This window comes from Virgibacillus necropolis (assembly GCF_002224365.1).
GTDB classification, from domain to species: domain Bacteria; phylum Bacillota; class Bacilli; order Bacillales; family Amphibacillaceae; genus Virgibacillus_F; species Virgibacillus_F necropolis.
The window spans coordinates 3,777,489-3,795,313 of the sequence record NZ_CP022437.1 but is presented as its reverse complement, the minus strand read 5'-3'; the positions used below and the strand labels follow the sequence as shown (position 1 = coordinate 3,795,313).

Below are 17,825 nucleotides of genomic sequence, written 5' to 3'. Positions count from 1 at the left end.
CTATAAACTTGATTGAGAAGAGAGTCTTTTCAATTATTGTTAAAAAATGCCGCAAGAATTTTACTGTGTGTGAAATAAGTAGACTCCAGTCATGTATTGACTCAGGTTGTTCGGGTGTCTATACTTTTCTTAACTGAACGTTTTGAGAAAAAGGAGAGAACAAGAACATGAACGGGAAAATCATCGTGCTTTCAGGTTTTAGTGGTGTTGGGAAAAATACGATTATCAATTCATTAAGGGGTAGCTATCCTTCTTTGGTATATATACCTTCTATGACCACTCGTGATATGCGGGAAGGAGAGAGTGAGGGATTTCCATACTTCTTTGTTTCCAAAGAGGAATTCAAAGAACGCATTGAAAAAAATTACTTTATAGAATATGAGGGGATTCACGGGAATTGGTATGGTACACCGAAAGATAAATATTATGAAGCAATTCAACAAAATTTACTTGTCATTAAGGATATTGATGTCAATGGTGCTATATCGATGAAGGAGGAATTTGGAAAGTCAACGATATTAGTTTATGTTGAACCACCTAGTATTGAAGAGTTAAAACAACGACTTATTGATCGTGGGGATGATATGGATGATATCATCAGACGACTAAAAAGGGTTGATTTTGAGGCGTCAAAAAAGCCTTTCTTTGATGAAACAGTAGTAAATGATCAATTGGAGAACGCCATTCGTCAATGTGAAGAGGTAATAGTAAAATATGTTGGAAGGTTAGCCCCTTCTAAACATGTAGTAAATGTAAACAAACTATTACCTACTGTGGGAGTAAGAATGCTAAATCTGGACAAAGTTAATGCTATAAAAGAAGCGGTATTAAATAATGATGATTTACCACTTCCAATCATTTATAAACAAAATGGACAAGCTTATATTATTGATGGACACCATCGCGGTTTAGGTTACTATGCAGCTGGAATAGAAGACATTGAGGTTGATATGATTTCAGGAGATAATTTAAAAGGATATAACATTGACGACATTCATTCCTTAACAAAAAAAGATTATGATGATTGGGAAGAATTGTTGAAAGACTTAAAAGTTAAAAGTTAGTCGGAAAAGAAGGAGACCAATTAGCCGTCTTCTTCTTTCTATGTATATCTGGGGGTGAGAAACAAGTGTGGGATTTGCTGTTATTAATGCTAGAGAGAATTGGAATTATTGTTACAGTGGCTTTTCTGATGACAAGGGTACGATATTTTAGAACCGTTATTCATCAACAGGATGTGACGGATAAACAACGCCTCCCAGTTATGATTATGTTTGGTTTATTTGGTATTCTTGGCACATACACAGGATTAGTAGTAGATACAGACTCATTGGGATTATCAAGTTGGGCAATGGATCTTGAGGAAGATGAAGCAATTGCTAATTCACGGGTGATTGGAATTGTTGTCGCGGGTCTAATCGGCGGCTGGAAAATTGGACTTGGTGCAGGTATTATTGCTGGTGTTCATCGTTACGCGTTAGGTGGATTTACAGCCCTTTCTTGTAGTATTTCAGGGGTTATTGCCGGATTATTGGCTGGTCTCATACATAAACGGCTGCAAAGAAGCAAGAGGCATGTCCCACCACTTGTTGCATTGCTTGTTGGAGGTTTGGCAGAGGCATTACAAATGGGTCTAATATTACTTATTTCGAGACCCCTTGACCAAGCTTTCCAACTAGTAGCGGAAATTGGATTACCGATGATTATTGCTAATGGCATAGGAACGGCTATATTCGTATTAGTTATCCGTAGTGTTTTTCAAGAAGAAGAAAAAATGGGTGCAACGCAGGCACAAAAGTCACTACGACTTGCTGAAATGACGATTGCTCATTTAAGGCAAGGCTTATCTACAAAAACAGCTGAAGCAACTTGTAAAATTTTGTTAGAAGAAGTACAGGCATCAGCTGTTGCAATAACGGATAGAGAGGTAATTCTTGCACATGTAGGTGTTGCAGCAAGCCATCATAAATCAAATCAAAAAATCCAAACAGAAGGTACGCAGCAGGTGTTAAATGAGGGAGAATTATTAATTGCAGATAAATATGCCATCAATTGTCATTATCAAGACTGTCCTCTTGATAAAGCGGTTATTGCGCCATTAAAACGTAAATCTGAAACAGTCGGAACACTAAAATTTTATTTTCAAGATGAAAAAGATATATCTTCTGTGACAATTGAGTTCATAAAAGGGCTCTCATCCTTATTGAGCCAACAATTAGAAATTGCAGATGCAGAGCGATACTACCAATTAATGAAAGAAGCGGAAATTAAAGCATTACAGGCTCAAGTCAGTCCACATTTCTTGTTCAATGCACTTAATACGATCGTTTCGTTAGTAAGAATAGACCCAGATAAAGCGCGGCAGTTGTTAATAGCACTATCACGTTACTTCAGAAAAAACTTGGAAAGCTCAACTAATCCGATGACAACACTCGCGCGGGAATTTGAACATGTTAATGCCTATTTATCGATTGAAAGAGAACGATTTGTTGAAAAACTCCAGGTTTCTTTTGAAGTGGAGGATGAGAAGTTAATGAATTATAAAATTCCTACTATGACCTTGCAGCCAATAGTCGAAAATGCCCTAAAGCATGGAATGAAAGGTTTAACACAGAAAAGCAATGTTGCAATTTCTGTTCAACGGCAAGAGGCGGGTGTATTGGTTACGATAAAAGATAATGGAAAAGGTATAGAGAAGAAACGGTTGAATGAACTTCTCCATAAACCAATCACATCTGAAACAGGTACAGGGATTGGTCTTTATAATGTGAACCGTCGTTTAGAAATGATGTTTGGAAAAGATTCGTCACTGATCATCCAATCCATAGAAGGAAAAGGAACGGCTGTAGTGTTCTATTTACCGCAAGAAATGAAGGGGGAAGAGAAAGATGTCCAAAAAAAAGCTTAGAGCTATTATTGTAGATGATGAATTATACAGTCGGGCAGAGTTGAAGCATTTATTATCAAGCCATTCTTCCATAATAATTATTGCAGAAGCAGATTCTGGAGAAAAAGGTTTGGAAAAGGCATTAACGCAAAAGCCCGATATTATATTTGTCGATATTGAAATGTCCGATATGTCTGGAATGGAAATGGTCGCTGCTTTAGAGAACATGAAGAACCCACCTAAAGTCGTTTTTGCTACAGCTTATTCCGAGTATGCAGTTAAAGCTTTTCGGTATGGAGCTGTTGACTATTTATTAAAGCCGTTTTCTGCGGATGAAGTAGAAGAAACTGTTCAAAGGCTAGAAAAGTTATTACTTAGTGGTGACACGGATCAGATACAAGAAAGCAAGGAGAGGGCAATTGGAAAGCTTGCTGTGGAAGAGGAAGGGAAAATTGTATACCTCGCGCCCAACAAAATTATTTATTGTACACATCAACATCGGGAAACGATTATCTATACAAAACAGCAATCTTATCAATCCAGAAAAACGTTAAAAGAATTAGAATCTAAGCTAAAGGGCTATTCTTTTTATCGTACCCACAAAAGCTTTCTTGTGAATTTAAAAGAAATTGAACAGTTAGTACCCTGGTTTAATGGGGCTTTTGAGCTAAAGCTGAACAATGTAGAAGAAAATATCCCTGTTAGTCGGAACTATGTTAAAGAGTTACGGGAACAGCTTGAACTGTAAAGTGATTTTCAAGTACCATTTTCGACATGTTAAGAAGGATATTTGACACCTTGATCATTTTTCTCACAATTCACTCACAACTCTGTTTATAATTAGACCATATTATGAAAGCGCGTTCAAAGATATGGGGGAATTATAAATGATAACATTTCTAGTATCAATCGTACTACTTATAGTAGGTTATTTTACGTATGGTAAATATGTAGAAAAGGTGTTTGGATCCAATGCAAACCGTAAGACGCCAGCTTTTAGTATGGCTGATGATGTCGATTATGTGCCGATGAACACCAAAAAGAATTCACTTATTCAATTATTGAATATCGCAGGAGTGGGTCCTATATTTGGTCCAATATTAGGAGCTTTATATGGTCCAGTAGCTTTTCTGTGGATTGTTTTAGGTGCAATTTTCGCTGGAGCGGTTCATGATTATTTGACAGGTATGATTTCGATTAGAAACCGAGGTGCTCACTTACCTGAATTAGCAGGTAAATTTCTTGGAAAGAGTATGAAGCATGTTGTAAATGCCTTTTCAGTTTTATTATTATTGTTAGTTGGAACAGTTTTTGTAACTGCTCCTGCAACACTTCTTCATAATTTAACAACAAATTGGTTAGGTTTAGGTGTTATTGTCGCTGCAATCTTTGTTTATTACATTATGGCAACAATTTTACCAGTTGATAAAATTATCGGTAAAGTTTATCCATTATTCGGCGCATTATTACTAATTAGTGCAGCTGGTGTCGGTATTGGTCTGATCGTAACGGGAGCGCCAATTCCCGAAATGAATTTCACCAATATGCATCCAGATAATCTGCCAATTTTCCCATTGTTATTTTTAACCATTTCATGTGGGGCGTTGTCGGGGTTTCATGCAACGCAATCACCAATCATTTCTCGTACAACAGAGAATGAAAGTCAAGGTCGCAAAATTTTCTATGGCATGATGATTGCTGAAGCGATTATTGCCATGATATGGGCAGCGGCTGCAATGAGTCTCTTTAGTGGCAACCAATTAAATGAAATCTTGGCAGCTGGCGGACCAGCAGCAGTTGTAAGTGAAGTGTCTATAAGAATGTTAGGTGCAATAGGCGGAACACTAGCTATTCTAGGTGTTATCGTTTTACCAATTACATCTGGTGATACATCTTTCCGAGGTCTACGAATGATTGTTGCAGATTATTTTAAAATTGGACAAAAGAAAGTGTTAAATCGTATTTGGATAATTGTTCCGTTTTTCGTACTATCATTTGCTTTAACAAAAATTGATTTCACCCTATTGTGGAGATATTTCTCATGGGCCAATCAATCAACAGCGATGATTGCATTATGGGTAGGAGCAATGTATTTGATCCTAGCAAAGAAAAATTACTGGATTGCTTTCATTCCAGCGGTATTCATTACAATGGCGTCAGTAACATATATTTTATATGCAGAAATTGGGTTTGGATTACCAATTAATATTTCCTACGTTGTTGCTGCAGTTATAACAGTAGTCATTATTGGACTGTTTTACCGTTCAGCAAATAAGCAAATGCAAAAGTCAATCGAACTTGATGACGGAATGGACAAAGTAGCATAATAGATTCAGTGAAAAGAGTTTCCCCTTTGGGTAAGTAATTCACTTACCGTGGAGAAAATATCAAATCAATTAACGAATAGCAGATAGTTTTAATGACAACATCAAATTCACCAGGTTAAAGTCCTTCATCCGCATGATGAAGGACTTTTTCTCTGCATTTCCGTGTTCTTTAGTTCTTCATTGGCATGATGAAGGACTATTTGTCTGCGTTCCCGTGTTCTTTAGTTCTTCATCGGCATGATGAAGGACTTTTCCGCTGCGTTTCCGTGTTTCTTTAGTTCTTCATTGGTATGATGAAGGACTTTTCCCCTGCAATTCCGTGTTCTTTCGACAGGCTCTCTTTTGTAGATAAAAATTTTCTGTTTTGCAGGAATAATCAAGGTGTGAGGCGAAATTGTTAAGAGTAAAACCAGATATTTATACCTGAACAATTGCTAGGGATATAAATTTAGAAGAAGCTCCAAAAAAAGTTGCAAAAAAGTAAACTATTTGAGTTATAAAGGTGATTGGATGAAATCAACTAATGATAGATGCTTGGAATAACACCATTATTAGATTAGGTTAAACTAGAATTATATCTACCAAACGCTAGGAGGAATCACAATGACAGTTACACTAATTCCAATGACACAGGATGATTTTGCTCATTATACATCGAAAAGTATTCTAGTATATGCAGATGAGAAAGTAGAAGCGGGAACTTGGACAAAAGAAGAGGCACCAGAAAAGGCTGAAAAGGAATTTGAAAGACTATTACCAGAAGGCTTGGATAGCGAGAATCAATTCCTGTATGCCATTACGAAAATTGAAGATAAGAAAAAGGTTGGCTGGCTTTGGTATCGGTTTGATCCAAGTCATCGACAAAAAGAAGCTTTTATTTTTGATATTTTTATTTTCGATGAATTACAAGGGCAAGATTATGGAAAAGCAGCTTTACAAGAATTGGATGACCATGCACTCGCAAATGGAATTGAAAAGATATCATTACATGTATTCGCCCATAATAGACGAGCAATTAATCTATATGAAAAACTGGATTATGAAGCAAAGGATATAATCATGTCCAAATTGTTAAATAAGGGGTAAAATAATTTATTATTAAATTAGATAGAATTTTCTCTAATGAAGAGGTGAAAAAATGACCACTTATATTGCTTTATTGCGTGCTATTAATTTGGGCAAGCGTAACAAAGTTAAGATGGCAGTATTGAAAGAATTACTAGAATCGATGAGTCTTGAGAATGTCCAAACTTATATTCAAAGCGGTAACGTCATTTTTGATTCTGAAAGAAATGCCGAACCGTTAACACAACAACTTGAACAAGAAACCAATCAACATTTGGGTTTCCAGTCCCTGTTATCTTAAGAACAGCAACTGAACTGGAACAAATTATCAATAGATGTCCTTATTCATTTGAAAATTTATCAGAAGTTGAAAGCATTCATGTATCTTTTTTGGCTGAATCACCTTCACAAGAAAGAAAAGATCAATTAGTAAAATTTGACGATGAAATAGATGAGTATCAAATCAATGGAAAAGAAGTCTACATGCATTTTCGTCAGAACTTACATAAATCCAAGCTGCCAACTCATCTTCAAAAATTAGATGTACCTGCAACATTGCGCAACTGGAGGACTGTCATGAAATTATCTACAATGGTAGGTGCAAGAGAGTAGATGTATTTTATCCAAAAGATTATAAGTGTCATTTTAATTCTAGTAATGCTAAGTGCATGTTCAAATGAGGAGAAGGTCTTAGAAATCAAAGATAAAAGTTTTGCAGAAACGCTTTTAATTAATAAAGTAGTAGACAATGTATCAGGATCGTCTGGAGAACCTATAGTTATAAAAGAGGACCAGAGGATTATCAAGCTATTAACTATGGTTGAGGGGATGAATGTTAAAAAAGGAGATTATGATAAGTTTATTAATAAATTGAGAATAAGGGACTCCTATTCTTTTTCCATTTCTGATGAAGAAAAGCTTACAACTGGCACATATGTCGCCTATTCGTTTTATGTACTAGAAGATGGTACCTTCTTTTTTATTCAAAATACCGGTGATGCAATTAAAAGGTATATTACAACTAAAAAGTATCCGGACATGTTAAATAAAATTAAAGAAACGCTTGAAATAGATTTTTAAGGATACATTACAAATGTAATTCAACGACATAAGCAAAAATAGTGAAGTTACAGGCGATAAGATGGATATGTTATGTCCCAGCAAGAGAATTAGCATCTACGGTATGAGGACTGGTTTTTTAAGCTTGTCGGTTTCTGGAAAAAGATAGCATCATACAACGTGAACTTTCATAAAAAGGCGCCAACTCATTTTAGAGTTTTGGGCCTACTTTTTTTGATTTAAAAATGGGGAGTGTACAAAAAAATTATAATAAAAGTAATTATTAGCCTATCCCAGAATAAAATATAACAAGCTATCATAAAAATTAACTGATTTGCAGCGTTGTTTATCATAAGGGGCGGGGGTGTAGAACATGAGATTCGACAGAGGTGTAATCGTGTTTGTAGGCTGTATGTTACTTGGTATAGGGCTTGGCATTTTATTTGGAAATGCGGCAGTAGGTACATTAATAGGAATGGGAACAGGCTTATTGGCTATGTTTTTTAGTAAAAGAATATAATAAGTTATGCATATACTAATTGATTCCTATGGTTGGATGGCACTAAATTATTGTTTATATGGGTTCTGTCCAACCTCATCCACATTTAAATGAAATTGACTACAGTTTTCCTAAATCCATACATAAGGTAAACCTTTTAAACCACTTGATTAATAGGGAAATTTATGAATAAAATGAAACATAATCGATTAGTAAAACGTAGATTAATAGACACATTTTTTTGAACTTGGAAGGAGGTATACATATGAAACGAATTGGAGAAGTTGTTTTAGGTGTAATTGGTGCATTGTTTTATGCTTTTCTAGCTGCTATCGGAGGGGTAATGGTTTGGGCAGAAAGTAATAGGGATCAAGTTGAAGGATTTTTTAAAGAAGCTGCTGCGCAAGACCCTACCGCATCCATATCCATGACCGATATAAACAATGTAATGGATACGGTAGGCAGTAGCGGATTAATACTTACTATTGTATCTATTGTTGCCATTGTGTTAGGTATTGTTTCAATGATATTCATTAAAGGCAATAAAAAGCCAAAAGCTGCGGGTATACTATTTATTGTAACTTCTATCGTTGTGGCAATCGTCAGCTTTGGAACAGGAATAATAGCAGGAATTTTCTACCTGATTGCAGGAATTATGTGTCTTGTTCGTAAGCCAAAAACGATTATTTATGAATAATAATTCCTGAGTAAATATCCTCATAAGTGGATGAAAATATCCCTTGTGAAGGATATTTTTTGTTGACCTAATTGGAATTTTTGTCATCACCCCTTCCTGATTTCCCGAAATATCCGACAAAATACCCCAATTGACTATTCATAATCTTATTTCTTTTACATTTTTTGCAATCGGTATCATTCCTATCATAATAGTGTGTTAGCGCGGATTTACACTATTTCTTCGATGTTGTCTTTACTTGAATGTGCCTTGGTTGAATGGTAACTTATATAACCGTTGGTGTTATTTATTGCTTTTAATTATGTTTCTTGCAGTTGGTCAACGCAAGATCAAAAAGAGGCGTAACCTTTCTAATAAAAGCAAACCATAAAACTAAAAGGAGAGATTATGTGGAAGTAGGAGTGTTTATTTCGCTGGGCATTTATATGGTCGGCATGTTATTAATTGGATATTGGTCTTATAGAAGAACAAAGAACCTGAATGATTATATGTTAGGTGGACGCGATTTAGGACCAGCAGTAACTGCATTATCAGCAGGGGCTTCTGACATGAGTGGTTGGATGGTTATGGGTTTACCTGGAGCAATGTATATGACAGGGGTTGCAAGTGCATGGCTTGCAATTGGTCTTACTGTAGGTGCTTATGTAAACTATCTAATATTGGCACCTAGACTACGAACTTATACAGAAATTGCCAAAGACTCCATTACTATTCCAGATTATTTAGAAAATCGTTTTTTTGACTCATCTAATACGTTACGACTAGTTTCTGGTATAGTTATACTTGTCTTTTTTATTTTATACGCGTGCGCTGGTATGGTTGCAGGTGGTACATTATTTGAAAGTGCATTTGGACTCGATTATAGAATTGGACTATTTTTAACAGTTGGTGTTGTCGTTGCTTACACGCTTTTTGGTGGTTTCTTAGCAGTAAGCATGACTGACTTCGTGCAGGGAATTATCATGTTCGTAGCATTAGTAATGGTTCCAATCGTAGCTATAACAGAAGTTGGTGGCACCCAGACATTACTTGATGATTTACGACAAATCGACCCTTCATTATTAGAGCTTTTCAAGGGTGCATCCTTTGTTACAATCATATCTTTCTTAGCATGGGGTCTAGGGTATTTTGGACAACCACATATTATTGTTCGATTTATGGCAATTAAGTCAGTGAAAGATTTAAAGTCTGCACGTCGTATCGGAATTGGCTGGATGGCCATTTCAATCGTTGGCGCAATGCTAGTTGGTCTTGTAGGTGTTTCCTACTTTAATGGAACTGGTCAAATACAAGATCCTGAGACTGTGTTGATAGTTTTTGCAGAAGTATTATTCAATCCTTATATCACAGGATTCATTCTTGCAGCAATCCTTGCAGCAATTATGAGTACTGTTTCTTCACAACTTCTTGTTACATCAAGTGCTGTCACAGAGGATTTCTATCGAACATTCTTTAGAAGAGATGCATCTGATAAGGAACTTGTTATGGTTGGTAGACTGGCGGTATTAGTAGTAGCAATTATTGCGCTTATGCTTGCATATACTCCAAATGATACCATCTTAGGGCTTGTAGGAAATGCATGGGCTGGATTTGGTGCAGCATTTGGGCCAACAGTTCTATTGAGCTTATATTGGAAGCGTATGACGAAGTGGGGAGCACTTGCTGGAATGGTAGTCGGTGGTTTGATAATTGTTGTATGGCTAGTTATTCCTAGTTTAGCAAATTCTGATTTATATGAATTAATCCCTGGATTCTTCCTTAGTCTTATTGCTGTAATTGTTGTAAGCTTAATGACAAAAGATCCGGAGAAACAAGTACAAGCACAATTTGAACTAATGGAACAAAAAATGAAGGAGTAACATATATTATAGGAAGCGTCACTGTCTGCACTTGCGGATAGTGGCGTTTTTATAAGCAGGAATTTAGGTGATTGTGTCGAATAACTTATATAGTAAACAGATATAATCGAGGCAGTTTTTTTATGGAATTTGTGATCAATAAAAATTAGTGTGGGTGGGTCTATGAGTCCCGTTCTAATCGAACCCTTGGATAACTCTACATATGTTCATCTGATTTCGCCAGTTCGCACATGAAAGTTCAGGAGGAATTAATTTGAAAGTGAGATTATTGGCATCATCTGACGCAGAAAGCTATTGGAAATTAAGATTAGAGGCATTAAAACAAAACCCGGAAGCATTCGCGACAAGCTATGAAGAGGCAATCAAAAGAGAAAACCCGATTGAGCAAGTAGCAACTAATATGGATGCAGAAGGTAGTTATACATTTGGTGCCTATGAAAACGAAACCCTCATAGGTATGGTCACACTGTTACAGGAAAAACATCAAAAGCTACGGCACCGTGCAAGTATTTTTGCTATGTACGTAACACCTGAAAAGCAGGGGGTGGGTATAGGTGAAGCTTTGTTAAAAGAAGTTATCAAGACCGCAATATCTATAGATGAAATTGAAAAATTAAACCTAACGGTAGTTAAAATAAATGAGAGAGCAAAAGGTCTGTATACAAAATTAGGCTTTATGTCATTTGGTTTGGAAGAAAAAGCATTAAAAATTGGTAATTCGTATTATGATGAAGAGTATATGGTTTTATTTTTACACTAAAAAATTGTGTAATTCAACTTAAAACGAAAAAGTTTATTATAAATGGTGATACCGTCAATAAAATGGAACAAAGTATAAGTATTCTAGATACAACTTTTGGTAGTTGTTTCGTCCATTTCCATTATACCAACCATAAAACTATTGTTTGTTTCTGTACAAAACAAACAATAGTTTTACCATACTTCGAAAAAGCCGTGTCATTTGTCCCGATTATCATAGAAATGCATAGGATAAAAGTGTATAGGTGATAAAGGGGATGAAAATAACAGATGGGATTATTTATTAACAACAGTAGGCATGTTGATCTTTTTAAAAATGAAGGAAATATTGATGAACCTAACCAAAGCTATTTTAAAAGAGATCACTTCGAAGAGCTTGTAAAAGGACAACTTAAAGTGAATGAGTCATTAAATCATTCCATTCATGGACTGAAATCTTTATATGAACAACAGGAATTTGCACAATCAAACAAATGGAAGGAAGTCAGTAATAGTTTAAATGAACTAAAGATAAGTAATGTTCAACAAGAAAAAGACCAACGTTTTGTTGTAGATCGGCTGAAGAGATTAGAAAACGAAAATAAGAAGTTACAGGTAATAATGGAAGATGAACGATTGTCAGAACAGGAAATGATGGATCAAGTTAACAATTTGAGCCAATCGAATCAAGAGGTTATGGACCAACTGGAAGCGTATTGTCTGGAAAATGAAGCATTTAAATCAAAAGTTGATGAACAGTATGATTTTCAAAAAGAATTGTCTGATCAAATAAAGAAACAAGAGAATGCGCAAGATGAAGTATTAAGCAGGCTTGAAAACCAAGAAGCTTTGACAGAAAAGGTCACGAGACAAATTGAATATTTCCGTTCCATTCTATTTGAGCGAACAAACTACCTTGCAGAAAAGATTGAAAATGGTTACCATAACACATCTTCTTATATTGCAAATTTAATCAGCAGTTCTGACCAAACGCCTAAAAGGTTTTTAGTGAATCAAAAACAGGCTGAAGATCAAAAAATAAACAAGTAACATTGTAGGAGAGGAGCTGTCCTTTCCTATTTTTATGCAATTTTTGATGGAGGACTACCCTGTGATGCATAGAATCAGTATTCTGCATAATTCGTAAAAAATATTATTTTTTTATTGCTTTCCAAAACGTCCAACGATCTTTTTCTACAATTTCCTTTTCAACAAGTTTACCATCTAAAAACGCAATAAGTTCCTCTAACTCCTGATCATTTAATTCATGTAAAATGGAGCGGCCAGTCCTTGAGCGAATATCGTCCAGTAATTCCTTTTTAGAAGAATAAGTTTTTCTTGTTTTCCATAGCTTTACTTCCTCTAAATCGACAAAATTAGCCGCTTTTAATTTTTGCAAAATAGTATTACTTTCGTGCCGTCTTTTAATCTCTAAATCCACTAACTGAGGGAACATGGAGAGAATATACCCTCTAATATGGTTGCTAGTTCCTTCAAGTAAACAATCGAAAGGGGTACGATCTTGTATGACAAAAATACCTCCAGGCTTTAACAAACGAAAAGCTTCCTTAAAACAAGATTTCAAATCACTTAAATGATGAATCAACGCCCGTTCTAAAATCACATCATACTGCTCACTAGGCAATCCCGTTTCAAAGGCGGTTGCAACCTGGAAATTAATCTGTTTGTAGTCGCGACAATTCACCTTTGCTCCATCTATCATTGTTTTTGAAAAATCAACGCCAGTTACTGCGGGAATTCCCAGATCTGCTAGAGCTTTAGTGTAGATTCCACCACCACATCCAATGTCTAATGCACGCTTAGCAGCTTTGAAATCAATTATCATCTCCATCAATTCTAGCCAACTATCATCTGCTTTTCGTGTTGTATAGCTTTGTTTATTTGTATCGTCATGAAAGTTAATCGTCATGAGATCATCTTCTCTAATCAAATCCTATACCAAAACTTCCCATAGGAACAATACAGGTTTTCAATCAACTAGTATAAGCAAAGACTATCTAACACATTTTACTGTCATATAAAAGACAAAGATACAGGTCGAAATAATCAGGTGTCTTTGGGGGTAGTTATGGTACTATGTTATCAAATTGAAGAAGCAAGAATGATAAACTGATTTTCGAAAGGGGAAGCACAATGAATTCAAATGAATCATTAAAAGACACCTTATTCACAAAAGCATTTACGGAAAATCCCTATCCTGCTTATGAAAAACTAAGAGAAGAAGAACCCGTTTCCTATGTACTGCTACCAGATGGTCAATATGCATGGATAATAACGAGATATGAGGATGCACTCCAAGCTTTAAAAGATCAGAGATTTATCAAAGACTTTACAAAACTTAGCGATGATGACGAAATGGGGCATGACAGTGTATTTAGCCAAAACATGCTATTTGCTGATATGCCTGACCATAAGCGACTACGTGGACTTGTATCGAAGGCGTTCACCCCACAAATGATTGCAGGAATGAGAGAACGCATCCAGGAAATCACCAATGAACTTCTTGATGAAGCAGCGGGAAAAGATTACATGAATCTTATTGATGAGTTTGCTTTTCCTCTTCCAATTATCGTTATCTGTGAAATGCTTGGAATTCCAACAGTGGATCGTGATAAATTTCGCCTCTGGTCCAATTCGATGATCGAAGGATCGAATGGTGAATATGCACAAGATATCAATCAACATATGAATGATTTCGTTCAGTATCTTGGAAAGAGATTTGCAGCTGTTCGAGAAAATCCTGGAGAAGACTTAATTAGCAAGCTAATAATTTCCGAAGAACAAGGGGATCAACTAACAGAACAAGAGTTATATGGAGTTGTGTCACTCCTAATTATTGCAGGACACGAAACGACTGTAAATCTAATTGGTAATAGTGTAATGGCTTTATTAGAACATCCAGACCAGCTTGAGTTGCTAAAAAGTCAACCAGAATTAATCAACACAGCTATTGAAGAAGCACTTCGCTACAATGACCCAGTTGAATTTAGTACTTCACGCTGGGCGGGAGAAAGTTTGGAATTTAAAGGGAAATCGATACGTAAGGGTGATTTAGTAATTGTGGTTTTGAACTCAGCAAATCATGATCCAAATCAGTTTGATGATCCCGAAATTTTCGATATTACCAGACAAAAAAGTAAACATTTAGCATTTGGAAAAGGTATACACGCCTGTCTAGGTGCACCTCTTGCACGCTTAGAAGGCGAGATTGCCATCAGCAGTTTTTTTGACCGTTATCCTAACGCTAAATTGAACGCTAGTAAGAAGGACCTTGAGTGGAGAACAGGGATGATTGTTCGCGGGGTAAAAGAACTACCATTATCCTTATAAGAAGACTTGGACAAGATGGGACCTTGTTCGGGTATTTGGGTTTATTAACCTTTAAAAAATTTATCCACCTTTCCATAAAGTACCTTTACGCTCAATGATTGAAAGCAAGTCTCTTAGCGGCACATTGGATCCATGAATGGTGAGACAGGAGCTCCTGTTATAGGGCTAGGTTATACGTATAGTTTCATGCTTTACTTGATAAGGATAATATGGCGACATATTATTAAACTGGGGTAGCACCACGGCACGCAGCAACTCGTCCTCAAGACTAAGGTCTTGGAGGCGGTTTTTTTCTTTCGATAGGTTACATCATTTATGTATTTTCGCTGACTTTCTAGGATCTGCTATCGGATTTTTGTTCTTCCTTTTCTTTAGTATTTGCAAACACGGGATTCTACACGTTTTATCAAAATAATATATTGCTATATTTACTATTATGTTTGGGGTAGTTGCCCAACTTGTACTCATTTAATTTGCCGCGATCATTGGGACACTAATTATGTTATTTATTGCGTTGCTTCTATTTATATGTAACGTCTTGCCATCAAAAGTCAGATTTTACTTAACAATTTAAAGGGATTTTAGCCTTATGCTAGAAATATAATATAAAGCACAAAATTTCACTACTAGTTAAAAATTCCTTCACTTGGCTAGAGATGAAAGCAACATCTATGGTAGAAGGGGAGAATATAAGTTAGGGAGGACTCTAAGTGAAAAAAGCTATTATTATCTTTTCGTGTGCGTTAGTCGTATTAGGCCTAGTAGCATGGGGGACCTATAGTTGGTTATCAAATTATAGTGAAACTGCGGATAATACTTCAGTGGCGAAAGAAAAAGAAGTGACAGAAGAGGTACTTCAAGAAAATAGAAAAGAGATTGAAGGAACGATCACAGAAGAGGATCTGGCAACGTTTAAGGAAAGGGATTTGAATCCATTTGGCGAGGAACAAAAGCTGAATGAATTAAACGACTACATTTATCAGGAATATATCCACGGAATGTCTCATCAAAAAGTCGAAGCTAGTAAAAAGTGGGGATTTTATGAAATTCATTCAAATCGTATTAAGTGGTTGCTAGAGGGGTTAGACGAAGTGGAATTGGAACATGAAACAGCTTATCGTAATATATTGGAAAAATGGAAAGAAGAGAACTTTTCAAGTGTAGATGGTGATCATAATGCAATTTGGGAATTGCAAGGAGGTACAGTTGGTAGGGCAACAGGGATTTTAAGCGCAGAGGAAGAGCAAGCTTACATAAATAATAATACCGACTAATTTATAAGGATAATAAAAAAGCGGTAAAGTATAAAAAACCACTATTCATTAATGAAAGTGGTTTTTTACTATATCCATACTGCAACTAATATAAGCGCAGTTTAATTTTTTGGAAAGGAATATTTGCTAGATATACGGTAGAGAGTTTAATTTTAATTTAGTTTAAAAAAAAATCCTAAATAGTTGTTTCCCCCCCTACAAGGATAATCTTAAAAGTTAACTATTTTAGTTGTGATGCTCATAACTTTACTAGGGATGATAACTTATTCACTACTAATCAATCCATTTCCTTTTAGTCCTTTAGTTGTTATGGTAAAATGTCTTCTTGTATCGTTATAAAAATTTAGGAGTATATAGTTAACTTTTATCTTAAAAGTAATTGAATTCTAATGATAGTAAGTAATAAATTTTATAGTAAGAAAGAAGGAAGAACGGATATGGTTGAAAGACATTCACCGGGACCAGAAGAACCCGGATTCAATAAATGGCCGATTATGATTGTATTGATCTCGGGGGCTTTTGTTGCTATTTTAAATCAAACACTTTTGGCTACTGCTTTGCCTCACATTATGAGTGATTTGAATTTGGATGCAAACGTAGCGCAGTGGTTGCAGTCTATTTTTATGCTCGTTAACGGTATTATGATTCCTATTACTGCATTTTTGATTGGACGCTTTACGACAAGAGGATTATTTCTAACAGCAATGGGTGTTTTTGCCGTTGGAACAGCAATCTGTTCAGTAGCACCGAATTTTACTATCTTAATGATAGGGAGAATCCTCCAAGCTGCTGGTGCAGGTATTATCATGCCACTAATGCAAACAATACTGTTCCTTATTTTTCCTATTGAAAAACGGGGAACGGCGATGGGGATGTTTGGATTAGTTATTTCTTTTGCTCCAGCGATAGGTCCAACTTTATCTGGTTATTTGGTGGAACACTTTCCGTGGAGAAGCTTATTTTATGTAATCTTACCAATCATTATCATTGATATTGTCATTGCTTACTTCATTCTTAGGAACGTTACAAAACAAACGTTTCCAAAGCTTGATATCTTATCCATTATCTTATCTTCCTTAGGGTTTGGCGGATTGTTATATGGTTTTAGTACCGCTGGTGGTAGTGGTTGGGCTAGTGGACAAGTAATCATCTCAATGATTATTGGTGCAGTAACCTTAGCTTGGTTTATATTTAGACAGTTGAAACTAGAAGAACCAATACTTGAATTTAAGGTGTTTAAAAATAAAATATTCACATTAACGACAATTCTCGGTATGGTGGTATTTATTGCTATGATTGGAGCATCAGTTATTTTACCGTTACTCATGCAAAATATGCTAGGTTTTTCTGCACTGGAATCAGGATTAATGCTATTGCCTGGTGCACTGTTAATGGGAATTATGAATCCTGTTACGGGAAGATTATTTGATAAATTTGGTGCTAGATGGCTAGCAATTATTGGATTAGCGATTGTAACAGTAACAACATTTATGTTTACTAACCTCTCTGCGGAGACAACATTTATGTATTTGTCAGTTGTTAATGCTGTAAGGATGCTTGGGGTTGCAATGGTTATGATGCCTGTAACAACAGCAGGATTGAACCAACTGTCAAACGATTTAATTCCACACGGTACAGCAATGAACAATACAATGCGACAAGTAGCAGGGGCAGTTGGAACTGCCTTGCTAGTAACAGTTATGACAAATAATAAGCTACCTGATCAAGGCATCGACGGACTTGTTCATGGTGTGAATGTATCATTTATCGTTGCTGGAATTTTTGCTATTATTGGTCTTGTGTTATCCTTTTTCATTAAAAACTCTCGACCTGGCATGGCGGATATTAAATAATGTGATTAAAAAGCGGGCTTAAAAACTAATAACGGGTTCCGTTTCTAATATACACTTAAAAATAATAGTAAAAATATATATACTTAATTGCATCGCAAATTGCGGTGCTTTTTTATTATCTAAAAAAAGCTGGAACTGGCTAACACAAATTTTAAGTTGAAGTTTTTTTTGTTGCGCTATTATTTCTTTGTTTTCTAGTGTCAGACCTTTAATAAT

Annotated in this window: 15 protein-coding genes and 1 pseudogene; 15 read left to right on the top strand and 1 reads right to left on the bottom strand. The window is 35.8% G+C overall.

Annotated elements, in window-relative coordinates; all coding sequences use genetic code 11:
- The first annotated feature begins 167 nt into the window (after positions 1 to 167).
- The 12 genes and pseudogenes from gmk (at position 168) to CFK40_RS17895 (ending at position 12,181) form a co-directional block, all read left to right on the top strand.
- Positions 168 to 1,064: a guanylate kinase gene (gene gmk, locus CFK40_RS17945; RefSeq protein WP_089533761.1), complete on the top strand. Its 897-nt coding sequence runs from the start codon at positions 168 to 170 to the stop codon at positions 1,062 to 1,064.
- Between the two features lie 65 nt (positions 1,065 to 1,129).
- Positions 1,130 to 2,908 carry a sensor histidine kinase gene (locus CFK40_RS17940; protein ID WP_089533760.1) on the top strand — a complete coding sequence of 593 codons (1,779 nt, stop codon included), beginning with the start codon at positions 1,130 to 1,132 and terminating at the stop codon, positions 2,906 to 2,908.
- Complete coding sequence (locus tag CFK40_RS17935) at positions 2,889 to 3,635, top strand: LytR/AlgR family response regulator transcription factor (RefSeq protein WP_089533759.1); 747 nt, start codon at positions 2,889 to 2,891, stop codon at positions 3,633 to 3,635. The genes CFK40_RS17940 and CFK40_RS17935 overlap by 20 nt, the downstream gene beginning before the upstream one ends.
- 139 nt (positions 3,636 to 3,774) lie before the next feature.
- Positions 3,775 to 5,214 carry a carbon starvation CstA family protein gene (locus CFK40_RS17930; RefSeq protein WP_089533758.1) on the top strand — a complete coding sequence of 480 codons (1,440 nt, stop codon included), beginning with the start codon at positions 3,775 to 3,777 and terminating at the stop codon, positions 5,212 to 5,214.
- Positions 5,215 to 5,817: 603 nt separating this feature from the next.
- Positions 5,818 to 6,300 (top strand): GNAT family N-acetyltransferase, encoded by a 483-nt coding sequence (locus tag CFK40_RS17925; RefSeq protein WP_089533757.1) that lies wholly within the window; start codon positions 5,818 to 5,820, stop codon positions 6,298 to 6,300.
- Between the two features lie 52 nt (positions 6,301 to 6,352).
- Positions 6,353 to 6,891, top strand: a pseudogene (locus CFK40_RS21835) (DUF1697 domain-containing protein).
- On the top strand, positions 6,892 to 7,359 hold the full coding sequence (locus tag CFK40_RS17915; RefSeq protein ID WP_089533756.1) for a hypothetical protein: 468 nt from the start codon (positions 6,892 to 6,894) through the stop codon (positions 7,357 to 7,359).
- A 352-nt stretch (positions 7,360 to 7,711) separates the two neighbouring features.
- Entirely contained in the window at positions 7,712 to 7,858 is a 147-nt protein-coding gene (locus CFK40_RS21160) for a hypothetical protein (protein WP_168927241.1), read from the top strand.
- A 244-nt stretch (positions 7,859 to 8,102) separates the two neighbouring features.
- On the top strand, positions 8,103 to 8,534 hold the full coding sequence (locus CFK40_RS17910; RefSeq protein ID WP_089533755.1) for a DUF4064 domain-containing protein: 432 nt from the start codon (positions 8,103 to 8,105) through the stop codon (positions 8,532 to 8,534).
- Positions 8,535 to 8,923: 389 nt separating this feature from the next.
- Positions 8,924 to 10,393: a sodium/proline symporter PutP gene (gene putP, locus CFK40_RS17905; protein WP_089533754.1), complete on the top strand. Its 1,470-nt coding sequence runs from the start codon at positions 8,924 to 8,926 to the stop codon at positions 10,391 to 10,393.
- Positions 10,394 to 10,652: 259 nt separating this feature from the next.
- Positions 10,653 to 11,153, top strand: coding sequence for a GNAT family N-acetyltransferase (locus CFK40_RS17900; RefSeq protein WP_319418061.1), 501 nt, complete (start codon positions 10,653 to 10,655; stop codon positions 11,151 to 11,153).
- Between the two features lie 269 nt (positions 11,154 to 11,422).
- Positions 11,423 to 12,181, top strand: coding sequence for a hypothetical protein (locus CFK40_RS17895; RefSeq protein ID WP_089533752.1), 759 nt, complete (start codon positions 11,423 to 11,425; stop codon positions 12,179 to 12,181).
- Positions 12,182 to 12,284: 103 nt separating this feature from the next.
- On the opposite strand, the gene CFK40_RS17890 is transcribed toward CFK40_RS17895, so the two are convergent.
- The gene (locus CFK40_RS17890) at positions 12,285 to 13,061 is read right to left on the bottom strand and encodes a class I SAM-dependent methyltransferase (RefSeq protein WP_089533751.1); all 777 of its coding nucleotides are present in this window, start codon (positions 13,059 to 13,061) and stop codon (positions 12,285 to 12,287) included.
- A gap of 224 nt (positions 13,062 to 13,285) precedes the next feature.
- On the opposite strand from CFK40_RS17890, the gene CFK40_RS17885 reads away from it, so the two are divergent.
- The 3 genes from CFK40_RS17885 (at position 13,286) to CFK40_RS17875 (ending at position 17,609) form a co-directional block, all read left to right on the top strand.
- Complete coding sequence (locus CFK40_RS17885) at positions 13,286 to 14,482, top strand: cytochrome P450 family protein (protein ID WP_089533750.1); 1,197 nt, start codon at positions 13,286 to 13,288, stop codon at positions 14,480 to 14,482.
- 710 nt (positions 14,483 to 15,192) lie between these two features.
- Entirely contained in the window at positions 15,193 to 15,756 is a 564-nt protein-coding gene (locus CFK40_RS17880; RefSeq protein ID WP_089533749.1) for a DUF6241 domain-containing protein, read from the top strand.
- 437 nt (positions 15,757 to 16,193) lie between these two features.
- Positions 16,194 to 17,609 (top strand): MDR family MFS transporter, encoded by a 1,416-nt coding sequence (locus CFK40_RS17875; protein WP_089533748.1) that lies wholly within the window; start codon positions 16,194 to 16,196, stop codon positions 17,607 to 17,609.
- The last annotated feature ends 216 nt before the right edge of the window (positions 17,610 to 17,825 follow it).

What these genes read in the sequence shown, in the direction of transcription:
- CFK40_RS17890 (WP_089533751.1), bottom strand. Translation starts at nt 13,061, where the DNA reads ATGACGATTAACTTTCATGACGATACAAATAAACAAAGCTATACAACA.
- CFK40_RS17885 (WP_089533750.1), top strand. Translation starts at nt 13,286, where the DNA reads ATGAATTCAAATGAATCATTAAAAGACACCTTATTCACAAAAGCATTT.
- CFK40_RS17875 (WP_089533748.1), top strand. Translation starts at nt 16,194, where the DNA reads ATGGTTGAAAGACATTCACCGGGACCAGAAGAACCCGGATTCAATAAA.
- CFK40_RS17930 (WP_089533758.1), top strand. Translation starts at nt 3,775, where the DNA reads ATGATAACATTTCTAGTATCAATCGTACTACTTATAGTAGGTTATTTT.
- gmk (WP_089533761.1), top strand. Translation starts at nt 168, where the DNA reads ATGAACGGGAAAATCATCGTGCTTTCAGGTTTTAGTGGTGTTGGGAAA.
- CFK40_RS21160 (WP_168927241.1), top strand. Translation starts at nt 7,712, where the DNA reads ATGAGATTCGACAGAGGTGTAATCGTGTTTGTAGGCTGTATGTTACTT.
- CFK40_RS17915 (WP_089533756.1), top strand. Translation starts at nt 6,892, where the DNA reads ATGTATTTTATCCAAAAGATTATAAGTGTCATTTTAATTCTAGTAATG.
- CFK40_RS17910 (WP_089533755.1), top strand. Translation starts at nt 8,103, where the DNA reads ATGAAACGAATTGGAGAAGTTGTTTTAGGTGTAATTGGTGCATTGTTT.
- CFK40_RS17895 (WP_089533752.1), top strand. Translation starts at nt 11,423, where the DNA reads ATGGGATTATTTATTAACAACAGTAGGCATGTTGATCTTTTTAAAAAT.
- CFK40_RS17925 (WP_089533757.1), top strand. Translation starts at nt 5,818, where the DNA reads ATGACAGTTACACTAATTCCAATGACACAGGATGATTTTGCTCATTAT.
- CFK40_RS17935 (WP_089533759.1), top strand. Translation starts at nt 2,889, where the DNA reads ATGTCCAAAAAAAAGCTTAGAGCTATTATTGTAGATGATGAATTATAC.